At 76.1% G+C, this 17,177-nt stretch carries 17 protein-coding genes and 1 pseudogene; 9 read left to right on the top strand and 9 right to left on the bottom strand.

Annotated features, from left to right (window positions below):
* Nucleotides 1–185: 185 nt before the first annotated feature.
* The 3 genes from FHL80_RS22590 to FHL80_RS22600 all read right to left on the bottom strand — a co-directional run bounded on the left by FHL80_RS22590 (nucleotide 186) and on the right by FHL80_RS22600 (nucleotide 4,435).
* Nucleotides 186–1,070 (bottom strand): deoxyribonuclease IV, encoded by an 885-nt coding sequence (locus tag FHL80_RS22590; protein WP_138735588.1) that lies wholly within the window; start codon nucleotides 1,068–1,070, stop codon nucleotides 186–188.
* A 10-nt stretch (nucleotides 1,071–1,080) separates the two neighbouring features.
* Nucleotides 1,081–3,096, bottom strand: coding sequence for a Stk1 family PASTA domain-containing Ser/Thr kinase (gene pknB, locus FHL80_RS22595; RefSeq protein WP_138735589.1), 2,016 nt, complete (start codon nucleotides 3,094–3,096; stop codon nucleotides 1,081–1,083).
* Between the two features lie 181 nt (nucleotides 3,097–3,277).
* Nucleotides 3,278–4,435 (bottom strand): alpha-hydroxy acid oxidase, encoded by a 1,158-nt coding sequence (locus tag FHL80_RS22600; protein ID WP_138735590.1) that lies wholly within the window; start codon nucleotides 4,433–4,435, stop codon nucleotides 3,278–3,280.
* 13 nt (nucleotides 4,436–4,448) lie between these two features.
* Between FHL80_RS22600 and FHL80_RS22605 the strand changes: the two genes are divergently transcribed.
* The 3 genes and pseudogenes from FHL80_RS22605 to FHL80_RS26530 all read left to right on the top strand — a co-directional run.
* Nucleotides 4,449–4,772, top strand: a complete 324-nt coding sequence (locus FHL80_RS22605) for an Rv2175c family DNA-binding protein (protein WP_138735591.1) — start codon at nucleotides 4,449–4,451, stop codon at nucleotides 4,770–4,772.
* 10 nt (nucleotides 4,773–4,782) lie between these two features.
* Nucleotides 4,783–5,190 carry a lycopene cyclase domain-containing protein gene (locus FHL80_RS22610; protein ID WP_246078885.1) on the top strand — a complete coding sequence of 136 codons (408 nt, stop codon included), beginning with the start codon at nucleotides 4,783–4,785 and terminating at the stop codon, nucleotides 5,188–5,190.
* A gap of 19 nt (nucleotides 5,191–5,209) precedes the next feature.
* Nucleotides 5,210–5,419, top strand: a pseudogene (locus FHL80_RS26530) (lycopene cyclase domain-containing protein); the annotation flags it as partial.
* On the opposite strand, the gene FHL80_RS22620 reads toward FHL80_RS26530, so the two are convergent.
* Genes FHL80_RS22620 through FHL80_RS22630 form a run of 3 tightly spaced genes read right to left on the bottom strand, consistent with a single transcriptional unit; the run spans nucleotide 5,416 to nucleotide 9,034 of the window.
* Nucleotides 5,416–6,357 carry a phytoene/squalene synthase family protein gene (locus FHL80_RS22620; protein WP_216870970.1) on the bottom strand — a complete coding sequence of 314 codons (942 nt, stop codon included), beginning with the start codon at nucleotides 6,355–6,357 and terminating at the stop codon, nucleotides 5,416–5,418. The pseudogene FHL80_RS26530 and the gene FHL80_RS22620 sit on opposite strands and share 4 nt — an antisense overlap.
* Nucleotides 6,354–7,889 carry a phytoene desaturase family protein gene (gene crtI / locus FHL80_RS22625; protein WP_216870971.1) on the bottom strand — a complete coding sequence of 512 codons (1,536 nt, stop codon included), beginning with the start codon at nucleotides 7,887–7,889 and terminating at the stop codon, nucleotides 6,354–6,356. Before crtI ends, FHL80_RS22620 begins: the two co-directional genes overlap by 4 nt.
* Nucleotides 7,886–9,034 (bottom strand): polyprenyl synthetase family protein, encoded by a 1,149-nt coding sequence (locus tag FHL80_RS22630; RefSeq protein WP_216870972.1) that lies wholly within the window; start codon nucleotides 9,032–9,034, stop codon nucleotides 7,886–7,888. The genes crtI and FHL80_RS22630 overlap by 4 nt, the downstream gene beginning before the upstream one ends.
* Nucleotides 9,035–9,125: 91 nt before the next feature.
* Between FHL80_RS22630 and metF the strand changes: the two genes are divergently transcribed.
* Nucleotides 9,126–10,049 (top strand): methylenetetrahydrofolate reductase [NAD(P)H], encoded by a 924-nt coding sequence (metF, locus tag FHL80_RS22635; protein ID WP_138735593.1) that lies wholly within the window; start codon nucleotides 9,126–9,128, stop codon nucleotides 10,047–10,049.
* Here the strand turns inward: metF and FHL80_RS22640 are convergent.
* Nucleotides 10,021–10,656, bottom strand: a complete 636-nt coding sequence (locus FHL80_RS22640; RefSeq protein ID WP_138735594.1) for a hypothetical protein — start codon at nucleotides 10,654–10,656, stop codon at nucleotides 10,021–10,023. The genes metF and FHL80_RS22640 overlap by 29 nt on opposite strands.
* Nucleotides 10,657–10,695: 39 nt before the next feature.
* Nucleotides 10,696–11,568 (bottom strand): serine/threonine-protein kinase, encoded by an 873-nt coding sequence (locus FHL80_RS22645; protein ID WP_138735595.1) that lies wholly within the window; start codon nucleotides 11,566–11,568, stop codon nucleotides 10,696–10,698.
* Between the two features lie 117 nt (nucleotides 11,569–11,685).
* Between FHL80_RS22645 and FHL80_RS22650 the strand changes: the two genes are divergently transcribed.
* From FHL80_RS22650 to FHL80_RS22660, 3 genes are read left to right on the top strand one after another with little or no spacing between them, the layout of a single operon-like run.
* Nucleotides 11,686–12,792 (top strand): sigma-E factor regulatory protein RseB domain-containing protein, encoded by a 1,107-nt coding sequence (locus FHL80_RS22650; RefSeq protein WP_246078886.1) that lies wholly within the window; start codon nucleotides 11,686–11,688, stop codon nucleotides 12,790–12,792.
* A gap of 44 nt (nucleotides 12,793–12,836) precedes the next feature.
* A complete protein-coding gene (locus tag FHL80_RS22655; RefSeq protein ID WP_246078887.1) occupies nucleotides 12,837–13,724 on the top strand; it encodes an ABC transporter ATP-binding protein in 888 nt (295 codons plus the stop codon).
* The gene (locus tag FHL80_RS22660; RefSeq protein WP_138735596.1) at nucleotides 13,721–14,530 is read left to right on the top strand and encodes an ABC transporter permease; all 810 of its coding nucleotides are present in this window, start codon (nucleotides 13,721–13,723) and stop codon (nucleotides 14,528–14,530) included. The genes FHL80_RS22655 and FHL80_RS22660 overlap by 4 nt, the downstream gene beginning before the upstream one ends.
* On the opposite strand, the gene FHL80_RS22665 is transcribed toward FHL80_RS22660, so the two are convergent.
* Entirely contained in the window at nucleotides 14,527–15,345 is an 819-nt protein-coding gene (locus tag FHL80_RS22665) for a lipase family alpha/beta hydrolase (protein ID WP_138735597.1), read from the bottom strand. The genes FHL80_RS22660 and FHL80_RS22665 overlap by 4 nt on opposite strands.
* Nucleotides 15,346–15,407: 62 nt before the next feature.
* On the opposite strand from FHL80_RS22665, the gene FHL80_RS22670 reads away from it, so the two are divergent.
* Nucleotides 15,408–16,064, top strand: coding sequence for a CDP-alcohol phosphatidyltransferase family protein (locus tag FHL80_RS22670; protein WP_138735598.1), 657 nt, complete (start codon nucleotides 15,408–15,410; stop codon nucleotides 16,062–16,064).
* 128 nt (nucleotides 16,065–16,192) lie between these two features.
* Nucleotides 16,193–17,173, top strand: coding sequence for a carbohydrate kinase family protein (locus FHL80_RS22675; protein WP_138735599.1), 981 nt, complete (start codon nucleotides 16,193–16,195; stop codon nucleotides 17,171–17,173).
* The last annotated feature ends 4 nt before the right edge of the window (nucleotides 17,174–17,177 follow it).

The raw sequence follows: 17,177 nt of genomic DNA on the forward strand, positions 1-17,177 counted from the left end.
CGGCAGCGGGACCGGCGGTGACCCCGATCACGGTGGCGGTCATCGCGGTGATCGCGATGGCGGTCAGACCTCTGGTCAGGTGCACGGCAGCTCTTCTCTCTCCAAAGCGCGCGGCTACCGCGCAGCTGCGCCCAGTCAAGCCGCGCCGAATGGAGATGAGGCGTAGGCGCGCCCGCCGGAGGAGCTCAACCGACCTGCGGTGCCTCGTCCCGCAGGGCGCCCAGCAGCGCGATGTCCTTGGTGTGGCCGTCGTCGGCGCTGGGCGTCTCGACGACGACCGGCACACCGGCCAGCGCCGGGTGGGTGAGCAGCTCGGCGAAGGGCGCCGTCCCGATCGAGCCGGCGCCGATGGTCGTGTGCCGGTCCCGGGTCGAGCCGCAGGCGTCGAGGGAGTCGTTGGCGTGCACCAGGCCGAGGCGCCCGGGACCGACCGTGGCCACCAGGGCGTCCAGCGTGGCCGTCATCCCGCCGGGCACCGAGAAGTCGTGACCGGCGGCCCAGGCGTGGCAGGTGTCGAAGCAGACGCCGACCGCCGGGTGCCCGTCGAGCGCGGCCAGGTACGGGCCGAGGTCCTCGACCGTGGCGGCCAGCGACCGCCCGCCGCCGGCGGTGGGCTCGACGAGCAGCCGGGGTGCGCCCTCGGGGAGCTCGTCGAGCACCGGCAGCAGCTCCTCGTGCAGCTGGGCCAGCGCGGCCTCGTAGCGGTCCGCGCCGACGGCCGAGCCGGCGTGCACCACGACGCCCTGCACGCCCAGCTGCGCGCCGCGGGTGAGGTTGTGCCGGAGAGTCGCGATCGACTGCTCGACCGTCGCCGCGCTCGGCGAGCCGACGTTCACCAGGAACGGGGTGTGGATGAAGGACGGCACGCCACGCTCGGCGCAGCCGGCGGTGAAGGCGGCGTCCTGGGCGGGGTCGCCGGCGCTGGCCTTCCAGCCGCGCGGGTTGCCGACGAACACCTGGACGGCGCGGGCACCGACCGCGTCGGTGTAGGCCAGACCGCCCCGCGCCAGGCCGCCCTTGATCTGGACGTGCGCCCCGATCGGAGGCGCGGAGGAACCGAGGGACGTCACGGAGGAGGGGTCACCCGAAGCTGATGAGGATGCGGACGGTGCTGCCCTGGTCGACGGTCTCGCCGGCCTTGGGGCTCTGCTGGAAGACGCGGTCGCCGGCGATGAACGACGTCGAGGAGGCCTTGAGGCCGGCGTCCTTCAGCGCGGCGGTGGCGTCCTTCTCGGACTTGCCGACGACGTCGGGCACGGTGACCTGCGGAACGCCCTCGGAGACGGTGATGGTGACCGTGCTGCCGTAGCGCTGCGCGTCGCCGGGGCCCGGGCTCACCGTCATGACCTGGCCCTCGGCGACCTCCGCGCTGCGGCCGGTGTCCCGCTTCACGACGAAGCCGAGCTGCTCGAGGGTGTCCTGCGCGGCGTCCGGGGCCTGGCCCACGACGTTGGGCACCTTGACCGGCGCCCGGCCGGAGGAGACCACGAGGCTGACCGTGGCGCCGGCCTGGAGCGGCGTGCCGGCCGGCGGGTCGAAGCGGATCACGTTGCCCGCGCCGACGTCCTCGCTGGTCTCCTGGGTCTGCTGGAAGGTCAGCTGGGGGAAGTCCCGCTGCAGCTGCGCCTGGACGTCGTCGCCCGGCTGGCCGGTGAGCTCGGCGGAGACGGTGAACCGTTCCTGGCCCTTGGAGACGACGATCTCCACGTCGGTGCCGCGGATCGCCTCGCCGCCACCGGGCGGGTCGGCGGAGATGACCTCGCCCTCCGGCACGGTCTCGCTGAACTGCGCCTCGCCGAGGGCCGGGTCCAGCCCGGCCTCCTGCAGCATGCCGATCGCGGTGTCCTTGTCCTGGCCGAGCAGGTCCGGGACGTCGGTCCAGCGGCCCGAGCCCAGCCACCAGCCGATGGCGCCGATGGTGATCGCCAGCAGCAGCACCAGGGCGAGCGCGAACCGGGCCCGCCGACGGCGGATGTGCGGCGGCACGCCCGCCCGGGCGGCCGGTGAGCGGGGCGGCAGGCCGGGGCGGGCACTGCCCACCGCGGTGGTCGGGCCCGCGCCGGTGCCGGGCAGCACGGTGGTGCCGCGCGTGCGGTCCACCCGACCGCCGAGCACCTCGGTGCGCGGTGCGCCGCCAGGGGCGCTGGGGTGCCGCGGCCGCGGTGCCACGGGCCGGTTGGTCGGGCGCAGCGTCTGGGTGGGGTTGTCGGCCGGGCGGCCGGTGGGCACCGGGACCCGGGCCAGGCCCAGGTCGGCGCGCAGGTCGGTGAGCTCGGCGAGGAAGGCCCCGGCGTCCAGCGGCCGGGCCGCTGGGTCCCGCCGGGTGGTGCGGGCGACCAGCTCGTCGACCTGCCAGGGCACGCCGGGCGCCTCGGACGACGGGGCCGGGACGTCGTGGTGCACGTGCTGGTAGGCCACGGCCAGCGCGCTGTCCCCGGCGTAGGGCGGGTGCCCGGTGAGCAGCTCGTAGAACATGATCCCGGCCGCGTAGACGTCGCTGCGGGCGTCGCTGCGGCCACGCTCGAGCTGCTCCGGGGACAGGTAGGCGACCGTGCCGATCAGCACCCCGCCGGTGTGGCTGGTCTGCCCGGTGCCGGCCACCGCGCGGGCCAGCCCGAAGTCGGCGACCTTGACCTGGCCGTCGGTGGAGATCAGCACGTTCTCGGGTTTCACGTCGCGGTGCGCGATGCCGGCCCGGTGGGCGGCGGTCAGCCCGGCGAGCACCGGCTCCAGGACGGCGAACGCCTCCCCGACGGTGAGCCGGCCGCGGGCCTGCAGCAGGTCGCGCAGCGTGCGGCCGCGGACCAGCTCCATCACCAGGTACACCAGCCCCTGGTCCGAGCCCTGGTCGCTGACCGACACCACGTTGACGTGGCTGAGCATCGCGGTGGCCCGGGCCTCGCGGGTGAACCGGTCGACGAACGCCGGGTCGTGGGCCAGGTGCTCGGCCATGACCTTGACCGCGACCGTGCGGTCCAGCCGCAGGTCGGTGGCGGCGTACACGGTCGACATCCCGCCGCGCGCCAGCCGCTCCTCGAGGCGGTAGCGCCCCTCGAGGAGGAGGCCGACCACGGGGTCGGTCACGACGGTGTCCACGGGGGCGAGTCTAGGAGCGGAGAGCAGTCGGCGGCCCGTGCAACACGGGCGGCGCGGTCACGGTCTGGACACCTGAGTCCTGGAGTGGCCAGGGGTGTCGGGTGGGGCAGCCGAGGTGGACGCGCGGCGGGGTCGGCGGCCACGGCGCGCCCGCGGACCGGACCCGCGCCGCGCGTCGCGTTCAGCGCGGTGACCACGGCGTCCGGACGACGGTGTCCCGGGGCACCGCGCGCACGTCGTCCTGACCACACAGGGCCATGGTGTGCGCCAGCTCCTCCGTCAGCCCGCCGAGGACCCGCGCCACGCCGTCGGCGCCCCCGGCGGCCAGCCCCCACGTCGTCGGCCTGCCCAGGAAGACCGCCCGGGCACCCAGCGCCAGCGCGGTCAGCACGTCGGACCCGGTCCGGATCCCGCCGTCGGCGTAGACCTCGGCGTCGGCACCGACCGCCGCCACCACCTCGGGCAGCGCCTCGGCGCTGGCGACGGCCGGGTCGGCCTGCCGTCCGCCGTGGGTGGACACCCACACCGCCGACGCGCCGGCGGCCACGCAGCGCGCGGCGTCGTCGCCGCGGAGCACGCCCTTGACCACCACCGGCAGGCCCGACACGGCGGCGAACCGCTCGATGTCGGCGAAGGTCCAGCTCGGGGTCGCGGCCGCCTGCAGCGGCGGCTGGGTCCCCTGCACCGGCGGGTGGTTGGCCAGCAGCAGCCCGGCGGGCAGCGCGAAGTCCGATCGGAGGTCGCGGAGCCGCCGTCCCAGCACCGGCAGGTCGACGGTCAGCACCAGGGCGGCGTACCCGGCCTGCCCGGCCCGGCGGGCCAGGTCGTCGGTGTGCCCGGGGGAGTGCAGCCGGTAGAGCTGGAACCAGCGCGGGCCGGCCGGGATGACCGCGGCGACGTCCTCCAGCGAGGTGGTGGCGCTGGTCGAGACGGTCATCAGGGCCCCGGTCGCGGCGGCGCCCCGGGCGGTGGCCCGCTCGCCGTCCGGGTGGGCCATGCCCTGGTAGGCCCAGGGGGCGACGCCGATCGGCGTGCGGACCTCGCTGTCCAGCAGCGTCGTGCCCAGCTGCGGCGTCTGCACGCCGCGCAGCACCCGTGGGCGCAGCCGCCAGGCCCGCCAGGAGGCGGGCGCCTCGGTCAGCGTGGTCTCGGCACCGGCTCCGCCGGCGTAGTAGTCGTAGACGTCGGGGGACAGCCGTGCGCGGGCCTGCTGCTCCAGCGCAGCGAGGTCCAGGAACGGGGGCTCCCGGTCCGGGTCGTCCGGCAGCGCCGGCTCGTCGGCGCCCCGCTGCCGCTGGGTCAGCCGGGGACCGTTCGCCGCGTCGTCTCCGCTCGCCATAGGCTGGGAGCCTATGGACACGCTCACCCCTGCGGAGGTCGCCGAGCAGCTCGGCGTCTCGGCCAACAAGGTCCGCCAGCTCATCGCCGAGCGGAAGCTCATGGCCGTGCCGGGCAGCGGCAACAGCCGGATCCCGGCGGACTTCCTGCAGGACGGCGCGGTCCTCAAGCACCTGCCCGGGCTGCTGACGGTGCTCTACGACGGCCGGTTCACCGACGAGGAGGCCTTCGAGTGGCTCTTCCGCGCCGACGACTCGCTGCCCGGGACGCCGATCGAGGCCCTGCGCGGCGACCGGCACACCGAGGTCACCCGCCGGGCCCAGGCCCTGGCGCTCTAGCTCCCGGCTGATGGGGCACCTGACCTACCTGTCGCTGCTGGTCGGCTGCCTCGTGGTGACCGCGCCGCTGGAGCTGCTGCTCGGCGTGCGGGTCTACGCGCGCTGGCGGCGGCTGCTGCTGGCCGTCGTCCCGGAGTTCGTCGTGTTCGTCGGGTGGGTGCTCTACGCGATCGCCGCCGGGCACTGGGACTACAGCGCCTCGCGCACCCTGGACGTCCGGCTGCCCGGTGGGATCCCGGTGGAGGAGGTGCTGTTCTTCCTCGTCGTCCCGGTCTGCGCGGTGCTGGCGCTGGAGGCGGTGCGGAAGGTGACCGGCTGGGACGCCGGTTATCCGGTGCCGCCCGACGACGGCGCCGGGAGCATCGCAGCGAGCGCCAGCGAGCGAGCAGCGGACCGGCGCGCGGAGTCGGGCCGGTGAACGAGGAGGCGGAGCGGCGATGACCTACTCGCAGGTCGCCGTCGTCGTCCTGGTCGCGGTGCTGGTCGTCGACCTGGTCGTGCTGCGCACCCGGATGGTCACCCGGCCGGTGTTCTGGGTCGCCTACGCGATCGTGATCGTCTTCCAGCTGCTGATGAACGGCGTGCTCACCGGACTGGACGTGGTGACCTACGACCCGGACGCGATCTGGGGCCCGCGGATCGCCTACGCCCCGGTCGAGGACCTGCTGTTCGGCTTCGCCCTGGTCGTGCTGACCCTGGCCAGCTGGGCGGCGGTCAACCGGCGGGCGAACACCGCCAGGCGCCGCGGCCTGGACACCCGCACCCGGCGATCGAGCACCCGGTAGTCGGCCTTCTCGATCTCGGTCAGGATGCCGCCGTAGAGCGCGGTGGCGGCCCGCACGCAGTCCCGGGACTCCCGGGCCAGCAGCGGCGTGCCCGGGGCGGCGTCGTCGTAACGGCGGCGGGTGACCGCCACCATCTCCTTCATCAGCTCGCGGAAGCCGGGGGAGAACTGCCGCGCGGCCAGTTGCTCGCGGGTCACCCCGTGGGCGGTCATCAGGTCCTCGGGCAGGTACACCCGGCCCCGGTCGACGTCCTCGGCGACGTCCCGCAGGAAGTTGGTCAGCTGGAAGGCCTCGCCCAGGGCGATGGCGTGCGGTGCGGCCTCCTCCCGGGCGACGCCGGGTGCCGTGCCCAGGACGGGCAGGACCTGCAGGCCGATCACCGAGGCCGAGCCCCACATGTACCGGTCCAGGGCGTCCAGGTCGGCGTAGCCGGTGACGTCGAGGTCGCTGGTCATCGCGGCGAGGAAGTCGACCAGGTGCTCCAGCGGGATCTCGTAGCGCCGGTAGGTGTGCACCAGCGCCAGCCGCACCGGGTCGTCGGACCAGCCGCCGGACAGCTCGTCCAGCAGCGCCTTCGACCAGGTCGCCAGGTCACCCGAGGGGTCGGCACCGGGCACGTCGACGAAGTCGTCGGCGGTCCGGGCGGCGGCGTACAGCGCGTGCACCGCGGGACGGCGGTCGGGCGTGAGGAGCCGGGTGGCCAGGTGGTAGCTCTTGCCGTGCCGCGCGGCGATCGCCGCGCAGTGCGCGTAGGCGGCGTCCAGCGCGGCCTGCTGGGCGGCCCGGGTCGGGGGGATCACGAGACCCGCCCGGTGATCCGCTCGGCGGCGAGCCGGCCGCTGATCACGACCATCGGGACACCGACCCCCGGCTGCACCGAGGACCCGGCCAGCACCACGTTCTCCGGACCCTGCCGGGGCAGCGTCGAGGGCCGGAACGGGCCGGTCTGCCCGAAGGTGTGGGCGAGCGCGAACGGGGTGCCGGCGGCCATGCCCTGCGCCGCCCAGTCCACCGGGGTCAGCAGCTCCTCCACCTCGACGGCGTCCCCGATGCCGGTCCAGCCCCGGGCCTCCAGCGTCTGCACGAGCTCCTCGCGGTAGCGCGGCGCCAGCGCCGGCCAGTCCAGGTCGGGGTTCCCGCCGCTGCGCGGGTCGAGGTTCGGTGTCGGCGCGACGACGCTGAGCACCTGGCCGCCCTCGGGCGCCAGCGACCGGTCGGAGACCGACGGCATGCTGATCAGCAGGCTCGGGTCGCTCATCGGCCGGCCGTCGCGGGTCAGCTCGTCGAAGACCTGCTCCCAGGCCGCGCCGAAGCTGATCGTGTGGTGCGCCTGCCCGGGCAGCTCGGCGCGCACCCCGAGGTGCAGCGCCACGCAGGAGGGCGAGTAGACCGGCCGGCGGGGTCCGCGCAGCTGGGGCACCAGCCGGTGCGGGGCGTCGGTGGTGACGACGACGGCGTCCGGCGTCAGCCGCTCGCCGTCGGCCAGCCGCACCCCGGTCACCCGGCCGCCGGCCATCTCCAGGTCCGTCACGTCGGTGTCCCAGCGGAACTGCACGCCGGCGTCGGCGGCCGCCGCGGCCATCGCCCGGGGGACGGCGCCGATCCCGCCGACCGGGTGCCACACCCCCGCGCCGATGTCGAGCTGGGCGATCACGGCGTAGGCGGCGATCGCCCGGAACGGCGAGACCCCGGCGTAGAGCGCCTGGAAGCTGAACAGCCGGCGCAGCCGCTCGTCGGTGAAGAAGCCGGCGACGTGGTCCGACAGCCGGCGGAAGCCGCCCCGGCGCACCAGCGTGAGCAGCTCCGGGCCCAGCAGGTCCAGCGGGGAGTCCAGGTTGCGGTCGATGAAGGTGCGCAGCTGCAGCCGGTACAGCTCGGCCAGGTCGTCGAGGTAGCGGTGCAGGGCGGCGGCCTCGGCCGGCCCGCAGAGCCGCTCCACCTCGCCGGCGAAGGCGGCGCGGTCGGCGTGCACGTCCAGGTGCTCGCCGTCGGCGAACTGGGCCCGGTAGGTGGTGTCGAGGGGGAGCAGGGTGAGCCGGTCCTCCATCCGCTCGCCGACCGCGGCGAAGGCGCCGGCCAGCAGCTCGGGGGCGGTGAAGACCGACGGGCCGGTGTCCAGCGTGTAGCCCGACCGGGTCAGCACGCCGGCCCGACCGCCGGGGCCGCTGCCGCGCTCGACGACGGTCACCTCACGGCCGGCGCCGCGCAGCCGCAGCGCCGCCGACAGCCCGGCCAGGCCGGCTCCGACCACGACGACCCGGTCGGTGCGGCCGGGGACGGTGCGCAGGGTCCGGTTGCTGCGGCCCCGCCGTGACCTCGCGAGCTCGGTCACGCGGCGCGGGTGGTGGCGGCGACCGCCAGGGCGTCCAGTGCCCGGCCGGCGTCGGCGGCCAGCGCGGCGGCGGCGATCGCCTCCCGGGCGCGGCGGGTCTGCTCGGCGATCCGCTCCTCGACCCGGTCCAGGGCGCCGCTACGGGTCATCAGCGACCGGACGCCGTCCAGCTCGTCGGCGCTCGCCGCCGAGTTGCCCAGCGCGTCGGCCAGCAGCGCCCGGCCGGCGTCGTCGGTGCCCTCCTCGGTGAGCGCGACCAGCAGCGTGCGCTTGCCCTCGCGCAGGTCGTCGTCGGCGGACTTGCCGGTGACCGCGGGGTTGCCGAACACCCCCAGGACGTCGTCGCGGAGCTGGAACGCCTCGCCCAGCGGCAGGCCGATGGCGGTGCACACCTCCAGCGCGTCGGGCCCGGCGCTGGCCAGGGCCGCGCCCAGCTGCAGCGGCCGCTGCACGGTGTAGCCGGCGCTCTTGTAGCGCGCCACCTTCAGCGCACCGGCCGGGCCGGGCAGGCCACCGGCGGCGCGGAGCAGGTCCAGGTACTGCCCGGCGGTCACCTCGGTGCGCATGGTGTCCCAGACCGGACGGGCCCGGGCCAGCGCCTCGGGGGAGATGCCCGAGCAGCGCAGCAGCTCGTCGGACCAGACCAGCGCCAGGTCGCCGACCAGGATCGCCGCGCCCACGCCGAAGGTGTCCGCGTCGCCGTCGAGCTGGGCGCCGCCGTGCCGGCCGGCGAAGCCGACGTGCGTGGCCGGACGGCCGCGACGGGTGTCGGCGGCGTCCATCACGTCGTCGTGCACCAGGGCGCTGCTGTGCACCAGCTCGAGGGCGGCGACGGCCCGGAGCACCGCGTCGTCGGGCTCGGCGGCCGGGTCGTCGTGGTCGACGAAGCCCCGCCAGCCCCAGTAGGCGAAGGCCGGCCGTAGCCGCTTCCCCGCGCCGGCCACCGCGGCGACCTCGTCGGCCACCGGCACCAGCTCGTCGGCCATGCCGGCCAGCGTCGCGCGCTGCTCGGTGAGGAAGGAGCCCAGCGCGGCCTCCACGGACGTGCGCAGCCGATCGAGGTCGGCGGCCGCCAGGGTCGGGACGGCGAGTTCCCCCGGAGGGCCGTCGACGGTGGTCTCACGCTGCTGCGTCCCGACTGTCACAGGGCGAGTATTGCCCAACTCGGCGGGGTGCTATTCCGGTGACCCGAGGTGCTGCTCCGTGCACGCCCCGGCGCCCGTACGCTCACCGGTCATGACCGGCACCGTGCGCGAGCTGCTGCAGACCGAGCAGCCCACGTGGTCCTTCGAGTTCTTCCCGCCCAAGGACGACGCGGCCGAGGCCCAGCTGTGGACCGCGCTGCGCCAGCTCGAGCAGCTGCGCCCCTCGTTCGTCTCCGTCACCTACGGCGCCGGCGGCTCCACCCGCGAGGGCACCGTCTCGGTCACCGAGCGGATCGCCACCGACACCACCATGCTCCCGCTGGCGCACCTGACGGCGGTCGACCACAGCACCGGCGAGCTGCGGCACGTGGTCAGCCGGCTGGCCGCGGCGGGGGTGCGCAACCTCCTCGCGCTGCGCGGCGACCCGCCGGGCGCCGACCCGCAGGCCGAGTGGGTCCCCCATCCGCAGGGGCTGCGCTACGCCGCCGAGCTGGTCGAGCTGATCAAGGGCATCGGCGACTTCTGCGTCGGGGTGGCGGCCTTCCCCGAGCGGCACCCCCGCTCGCCGGACCTGGAGTCCGACACCGACATGTTCGTCGCCAAGTGCCGGGCCGGCGCGGACTTCGCGGTCACCCAGATGTTCTTCCGGGTCGAGGACTACCTGCGGCTGCGCGACCGGGTCGCCGCCCGGGGCTGCGACGTCCCGCTCATCGCCGGGGTCATGCCGGTGACCAGCGCCCGGCAGATCACCCGGATCGTGGAGCTGTCCGGGCAGGCCTTCCCCACCGAGCTCGCCGACCGGTTCGCCGAGCTGGACGGCGACAGCCCCGAGCACAAGCGGGCGGTGCGCGACTACGGGGTGGAGGTGGCGACCGACATGTGCCGCCGGCTGGTCGCCGAGGGCGTGCCCGGCATCCACTTCATCACCATGAACCGGTCGACGGCCACGCGGGAGGTGTTCCAGGCCCTGGCCCGGGCCGACGTCCTCAGCGGAGGAGCGCGACCGGCGCGCTGAGGAGCTCCTCGGCCTGCCGGGCGGCCCGGCGCAGGGCCTCCCGTTCGGCCGCGTAGCCGCCCACCACGCCGACCACCGGCAGCTGGGCGAGCGCCCGGTGCCGCAGCTTGCCCTTGGGCCGGGCGTCCAGCGCGTCGTCGATCCGGCCGAGCAGCCGGGCCGCCCGCCACAGGCTGCGGGCCACGCCGTCCGCCCCGGACCGGTCGTCGCCCAGCGCCTCGTCGACGTAGACCCCGCGGCTGCGGGCCAGCAGGGGCTCGACCCGGTCGGCCGGCAGGTCCCGGTCCAGCAGCACCCTCGCCAGCAGTGCGACCCGGTCGGCCTGCCCGGTCAGCCCGTGCTCGCGGGCCACGCCGAGGACGACGAGCGCCTGCACGGCCGAGCCCACGGTGTTCTGCAGCGGGAGGAGGTTGGCGAGCCGGCCGGCGAACCGCGGCGCCGCGGAGACCCCGGCGGCGACCCGGCCGACCTGGTGGGCCCACCAGGCGGCCCGCTGGGCCGGGGGCAGCTGCGGCGGGCGGCCGAGCATCTGCACCAGCGGCCCGAGCCCGCGGTCCACGCGGCGCAGCACGTCGACGACGACGGCGTCGCTGATCGGGGCGGCCATGGTGACCGACCGTAGGTGGTGACCGGACGGCCCGCACGGTCAGCCGGGAGCCTCGGGCGGCAGCGCGAGCGGAGCGCGGGTGCCGGTCATCAGGTCGACCAGGTCGGTCATGGCGTGCCGCACCGCGGCGATGCCCTCGGCGACGTCGCCCAGCCCGCCGTCCCGCCGACCCGGCCCGTACGCGGTCTCGACGGTGAGGACGTCGACCTCGGCGGCGCTGCGCTCCATCCGCTCCAGGTCGGCGAGGTGCTGCAGCTCCCCGGAGAGGGCGGCCGCCTGGTCGCGGTGCCGGATGAGGGCATCGGCGCGCCGGCCCAGCCGGTGGGCGGCGTCGTCCAGGGCGGTCTGCTGCCGGTCCCAGAACTCGGCGGCGGGGCCGGTGGGCCGGGCGCCGAGCCCGGCGCGGGCCTGCCGGATCCGGTCGGCCAGCGCGACCACCTGGCCGACCTCGGCCTCCCCGTCGAACGCCGCGCGGGTGGCGGTGAGGAAGGGGGAGTGCCAGGACGGCTCGCGCAGCGTCTCGGCCCAGGCACGGCTGGCGGCGCCGGCCACCCGGGCCTCGATGGTGTCCCAGGCGGCCAGGGTCACCTCCGGCGGCGCGGCCGGCCGGCGCAGCTCCGTGCGCACCTGCTCCTCGCGGTGCCGGACCACGGCGACGCCGGCCAGCGGCACCAGCAGCGCCAGGCCACCGCTGAGCCCGACCGCCAGCACGCAGGCGAGCGTCCGCCCGGGGCGGTCCAGCCGCCGCCACCCGCGCCCGCACCGGGCCAGCCAGTCCAGCCCGGCCACCGCCGACACGACCCGGTCCCGCGCGGTGCCGCGGGGCACGGCCGGCCGCGGGCCGGGACCGATGACCAGGCGACCGTCGGTGAGGTACCGCTCGGGCCACAACGGCCGGGCTCCCTCGGACACGCCTGTACCCTGCCGCACCGGTGGGCGCCCGCGCCGACGGCGCACCGCAGCGGCGGCCGCAGCGGCCACCATGAGGGTTCAAGAAGCCACCCGGCCGGTGCGACGTACCGTGGCCGGGTGGCTGGGCGACGGAACGGAGCGGCCGGCCGGTGGGCCGTGGTCGGGGTCGCCGTCGCCGTGCTCGCCGCCCTGCCGTCGCTGGTCGCCGCGCTGCCGGCCTCCGACGCCGCCACGTCGGCGGGCGGCCTGCGGCAGCGGGCGCTCGGGTCCGCCGACGTCGCGTTCTCCGGCTACGCGCAGGCCGCCGGTGGGCTGTCCCTGCCCGTGGGCGACCAGCTGACCGACGTCGCCGACCTGCTCAGCGACCGGACCACGATGCGGGCCTGGTACCGCGGTGCCGACGACTGGCGGGTCGACGTGGTCACGCCCACCGGGGAGACCGACGTGCACGCCGACGCCGGCGGCAGCTGGACCTGGGACTACGTGCACGCCACGGCGACCCGCACGCCCCCGGCCCCGCTCGCCCTGCCCACCGCCTCCGACCTGCTGCCCAGCGCCCTGGGGCGCCGGCTGCTGTCCGAGGCCCACGACGACGAGCTGAGCCGGCTGGGCGCCGAGCGGGTCGCCGGTCGGGACGCCCTCGGTCTGCGCGTCGTCCCGGCCGAGGAGGCGTCGTCGGTCGCCCGGGTCGACGTCTGGGTGGACGCGGACAGCGGCGTCCCGCTGCGGGTGCAGGTGGTCGCCGACGGTGCCGCCGGACCCGCCCTGGACACCGGGTTCCTCTCGCTCGAGCTGGGCACCCCAGCGGCCTCCGTCACCGCCTTCGCGGTGCCACCGGGCGCCGACGTGCGCGAGGGCCAGGACGCCCAGCTGCTCCAGGCCGCCTCCCGCGCCGGCCGGGAGGGCCGGTCCCGGCTCCCCGCGGCGCTGGCCGGGCTCGACCGGCGCAGCATCGACGGCGCACCCCGGTCGGTGGGCGTCTACGGCCGCGGCATCACCCTGCTGGCGGTCAGCCCGCTGCCCGGGCAGGTGGCCGGGCCGCTGCTCGACGCCCTCGTCGTCGCGCCCGGGGCGGTGGTCGACGACCTCGGCGTCCGGATCGCATCCGGACCGCTGGGCCTGATGCTGGTCGACGGCCCGGACGGCCCGGTGCTGCTCGCCGGCACGGTGAGCCTGGACGCGCTGGCCGCCGCCGCGACCGAGTTGACCGGAGGGGACAGCTGAGCACCGTCATCGGCACCGAGGGACTGACCAAGAGGTACGGCCGGCTGCGCGCCGTCGACGGGATCGACCTCGACGTCCGGGCCGGGGACGTCTACGGCTTCCTGGGCGCCAACGGCTCGGGCAAGACGACGACGGTGCGGATGCTGCTCGGCCTGGTGCTGCCGACCTCGGGCACGGTGCAGCTGATGGGCGAGCCGATGCCGAAGGGCGCCCGCCGGGTGCTGCCGCGGGTCGGCGCGCTGATCGAGGGCCCGGCGCACTACGGGCACCTGTCCGGCCGGGCGAACCTGGCCCTGCTGGACGCCGCCGGCCCGGGCGGCTCGCGGCGCACCCGCACGGCCCGCATCGACACGGTGCTCGAGCAGGTCGGGCTCGCCGGGGTCGGCCGCAAGCCGGTGAAGGCGTACTCGCTGGGCATGCGCCAGCGCCTCGGCCTCGGAGCTGCGCTGCTCCGCCGTCCGGAGCTGCTGGTGCTCGACGAGCCCACCAACGGGCTGGACCCGCAGGGCATCCACGAGATCCGCGACCTGCTGCTGGAGCTGCACCGCGGCGGGACGACGGTGTTCCTCTCCAGCCACCTGCTGGCCGAGGTCGAGCAGCTGTGCAGCCGGGTGGGCGTGCTGGACCGCGGCCGGCTCGTGCTGCAGGACCAGCTGGCCACCCTCACCGCCCCCACCGGCGCGACGGTCGTGGAGACCCCCGACCCGCAGCGGGTGCGCGCGGCGCTGGACGGCCGGATCCTCGACCTGGACGCCGGCTCCGCGGTGGTGCGCGGTGCGGACCCGGCCGAGGTGAACGCCGCGCTGGTGGCCGCCGGGGTGCCGGTCACCGGGCTGCGGCTGCAGCGCCCGTCCCTGGAGGAGGTGGTGCTGGCCGCGGCGAGCAGCAGCGCCGACCGGGTGGACGCGCCGGGGGAGAGGTCGCGCCGGTGATCGCCGTCGAGCTGCGGAAGCTGTTCCGGCGTCCCCGCACCTGGGTGACCATCGCGCTGCTCAACGCGCTGCCGGTGCTGGTGGCGGTGCTGCTGGCGCTCACCGACCTGGCGCCGCGGCCGGGGGAGGGGCCGGTGTTCCTCTCCGCCGTGCTCACCAACGGCACCCTGTACCCGCTGGCCGCGCTGGCCATCGTCCTGCCGCTGTTCCTGCCGATCGCCGTCGCGCTCATCGCCGGTGACTCGGTGGCCGGTGAGGCGCAGGGCGGCACCCTGCGCTACCTGCTGGCCCGGCCCGCCGGGCGCACCCGGCTGCTGGTGGCCAAGCTCGTCTCGATCATGGTGTTCGTCCTGGTGACCGTGTTCGTCGTCGCCGTGGTGGGCTACCTGGTGGGCCGGCTGCTGTTCGACGTGCAGCCGCTCGGCGGGACCTCGGTGTCCGGCACGGCCCTGAGCTCCACCGAGATCGCCTGGCGCACGCTGATGGCGATCGGCTACGTGGCCGTCTCCATGCTCGGGGTCGCGGCCTTCGCGCTGTTCTTCTCCACGCTCACCGACTCACCGCTGGCGGCGATGCTCGGCGCGCTCGGCATCCTGGTGGCGTCCTCGCTGCTGTTCACCCTGGACGCCGCCTCGTCCTTCGCGCCCTACCTGCCGACCCGGTACTGGCTGGCCTTCGTCGACCTGTTCCGCGAGCCGATCCTGTGGCGGGACGTCGTCCGGGGGTGCGCCCTGCAGGGCGTCTACGTGGTGGTGCTGCTCGGCGCGGCCTGGGCGAACTTCACCACCAAGGACATCAGCTCCTAACCCGCGGCGGACAACCGGGCGCAGTCGGCGGCGGTGAGCTCCACGGGCGGGCCGGCGGCCAGCTCGGCCAGCACGATGCCCTGGACGAGAGCATCGGAGGGCAGCTGGCCGTGGCCGACCCGGGAGCCCGGGCAGACGTCCTGCACCGGCAGCTCCACCGCCCCCGCCAGCCGGGCGGAGTCCGGCGGGGTGACGGTCTCGTCGGCCGTCGTCCAGACCGAGACCCAGCTGGGGCCGGCCGGGGTCTCGTCGCCGGCGTTCAGCCCGGCCAGCAGGGCGCTGTCGGTGGTCAGCTGCTGGCAGCCCTCCGGGCAGTCCGCCGGGAGGATGCCGGCGGCCAGGTCGGCGAGGGTGGTGCCGTGGTGCGGCGAGCCGAGGGTGAGGACCCGCCGGGCCTGGTCGGCACCGCCATCGGCGGCCCAGATCCGGGCGATCACCCCGCCGGCGGAGTAGCCGACGACGTCGACGCTGCGCGCGCCCGTGCGCGCCAGCGCCTCGTCGACCGCGGTGCCGAGCGCGTCGGCGGAGGCGGTGAGGTCCCCGGTGCCGTCACCGGGCACCGCCACCACGGTGGCGTCGCGGCCGGCGGCGGTCAGCCGGTCGGCGAGGGGCCGCAGCGAGGAGGTCGAGCCGCCGTACCCCGGCACGAGCAGCACCGGCCCGGGCGTGTCGTCCTGCGCCGCCGCCGCGGTCCCGTGCTCGCCGCCGGACAGCCGGGGGACGACGACGGCGGCGACCACGGCGGCGGCGACCACGACGAGGGCCAGCAGCGCCAGCGCGAGGCGGCGGCGGGCGGGGGACAGACCGGCGAGCACGCACCCACTGTCCCCGCTCGCGCTGTGCGCCACCTGCACCGGCGACGTGGTGGACTGCAGCGGTGCTGAGCCGCGACGAGTACCTGGCGGCCTGGTCCCACTGGCACGGCGGCACCGACCCCGCCGACAGCCGGCTGGTGCACGGCTGGCTGACCCTCGCCTACACGCTGGCCGTGCCGGTGGCCCGGCTCTCCCCGCTGGTCGCCACCGCGCTCGGCCTGGTCGTCGCCGGCGCGGCCGTCGGGCCGGCGGCCGCGGGAGGCGCCTGGCTGGTGCTGAGCGGGGTGCTCGTCGGGCTCTCCGGCCTGCTGGACTCGCTGGACGGGGCGCTGGCCATCGCCGGCGGCCGGGCGTCCCGGCGCGGCTTCGTCCTGGACTCGGCGGTCGACCGGCTGACCGAGGTCGCCTACGCGCTGGCCTTCTGGGCTGCCGGGGCCCCCGGCTGGCTGGCCGCGGCCTTCGGCGCGCTCTGCTGGCTGCCGGACTACCTGCGCGCCCGGGCCGGGCAGGCCGGGGTCAGCGAGACCGGCGCCATCTCGGTCTGGGAACGCCCGACCCGGGTCGCGATGGCCGGCCTCACGCTGGGCGGGGCCGGGGTGGTCGCCGGACTCGGCCTGGCCGTGGAGGTGGTCACCGCCGGCGCGGCGGTCGGCTGCCTGCTCGGGGTGGTCGGGACGGCGCAGCTCGGCGTGCAGCTGCGCCGGGCGCTGGCCGACTGACCTGCCGCGCGGCACCCCATGGGCAGCCTGCCCGGGTGACTCCTACCCTGGTGACGCCCCGGTGCTCGTCACCGGTCCGGGGTCCCGCGGTTCCTGGTGGCCGCCGTTCCCCCGAGAGGGTCGCCCCCATGTCCGTCGTCGTGACCGGTTCGATCGCCACCGACCACCTGATGACCTTCCCCGGCAGGTTCACCGACCAGTTCGTCGAGGGGAAGATGGAGAACGTCTCCCTCTCCTTCCTCGTCGACGACCTGGTGCAGCACCGTGGCGGTGCCGGGGCGAACATGGCCTACGGGCTGGGGCTGCTCGGCCTGCGGCCGGTGCTGGTCGGTGCGGTCGGCAGCGACTTCGACGACTACGACTCGTGGCTGACCCGGCACGGCGTGGACACCGGCAGCGTGCACTGGTCGGAGCTGAAGCACACCGCCCGCTTCACCTGCACGACGGACGCGGCCAACAACCAGATCGCCTCCTTCTACTCGGGTGCGATGTCGGAGGCCTCGCTGATCGAGCTGGCGCCGGTGGAGAAGCGGGTCGGCGGGGTCGACCTGGTCGTCGTCGGGCCCAACGACCCCACCGCGATGGCGCAGCACACCCGGGAGTGCCGGGAGCGCGGCTACCCGTTCCTCGCCGACCCCTCCCAGCAGCTGGCGTGGGCCGACGGTGAGCTGATCCGCGAGCTGGTCGAGGGCGCGGACCTGCTGTTCACCAACGAGTACGAGCACGCCCTGCTGCTGCAGAAGACCGGCTGGACCGACGCCGAGGTGCTCGCCCGGGTCGGCACCTGGGTCACCACCCGGGCCGCCAACGGGGTGCGCGTCGAGCGGGCCGACGCCGAGATGATCGAGGTCATCGCCGTCCCGGAGACCAAGCCGGTGGAGCCCACCGGCGGCGGTGACGCGCTGCGCGCCGGCTTCGTCGCCGCGCGGCAGTGGGGGCTGGGTGTCGAGCGGGCCACCCAGGTCGGCTCGGCCGTGGCGACGGCGGCGGTCGAGGTGGTCGGCACCCAGGAGTACTCGCTGCCGCGCGAGCCCTTCCTGGCCCGGTTCGCCGAGGCCTTCGGCACCGACGCCGCCGACGAGGTCGCCCCGCACCTCCCCGCCTCCTGAAGGA

The sequence above is a fragment of the Modestobacter excelsi genome, assembly GCF_005930495.1.
GTDB lineage: Bacteria > Actinomycetota > Actinomycetes > Mycobacteriales > Geodermatophilaceae > Modestobacter > Modestobacter excelsi.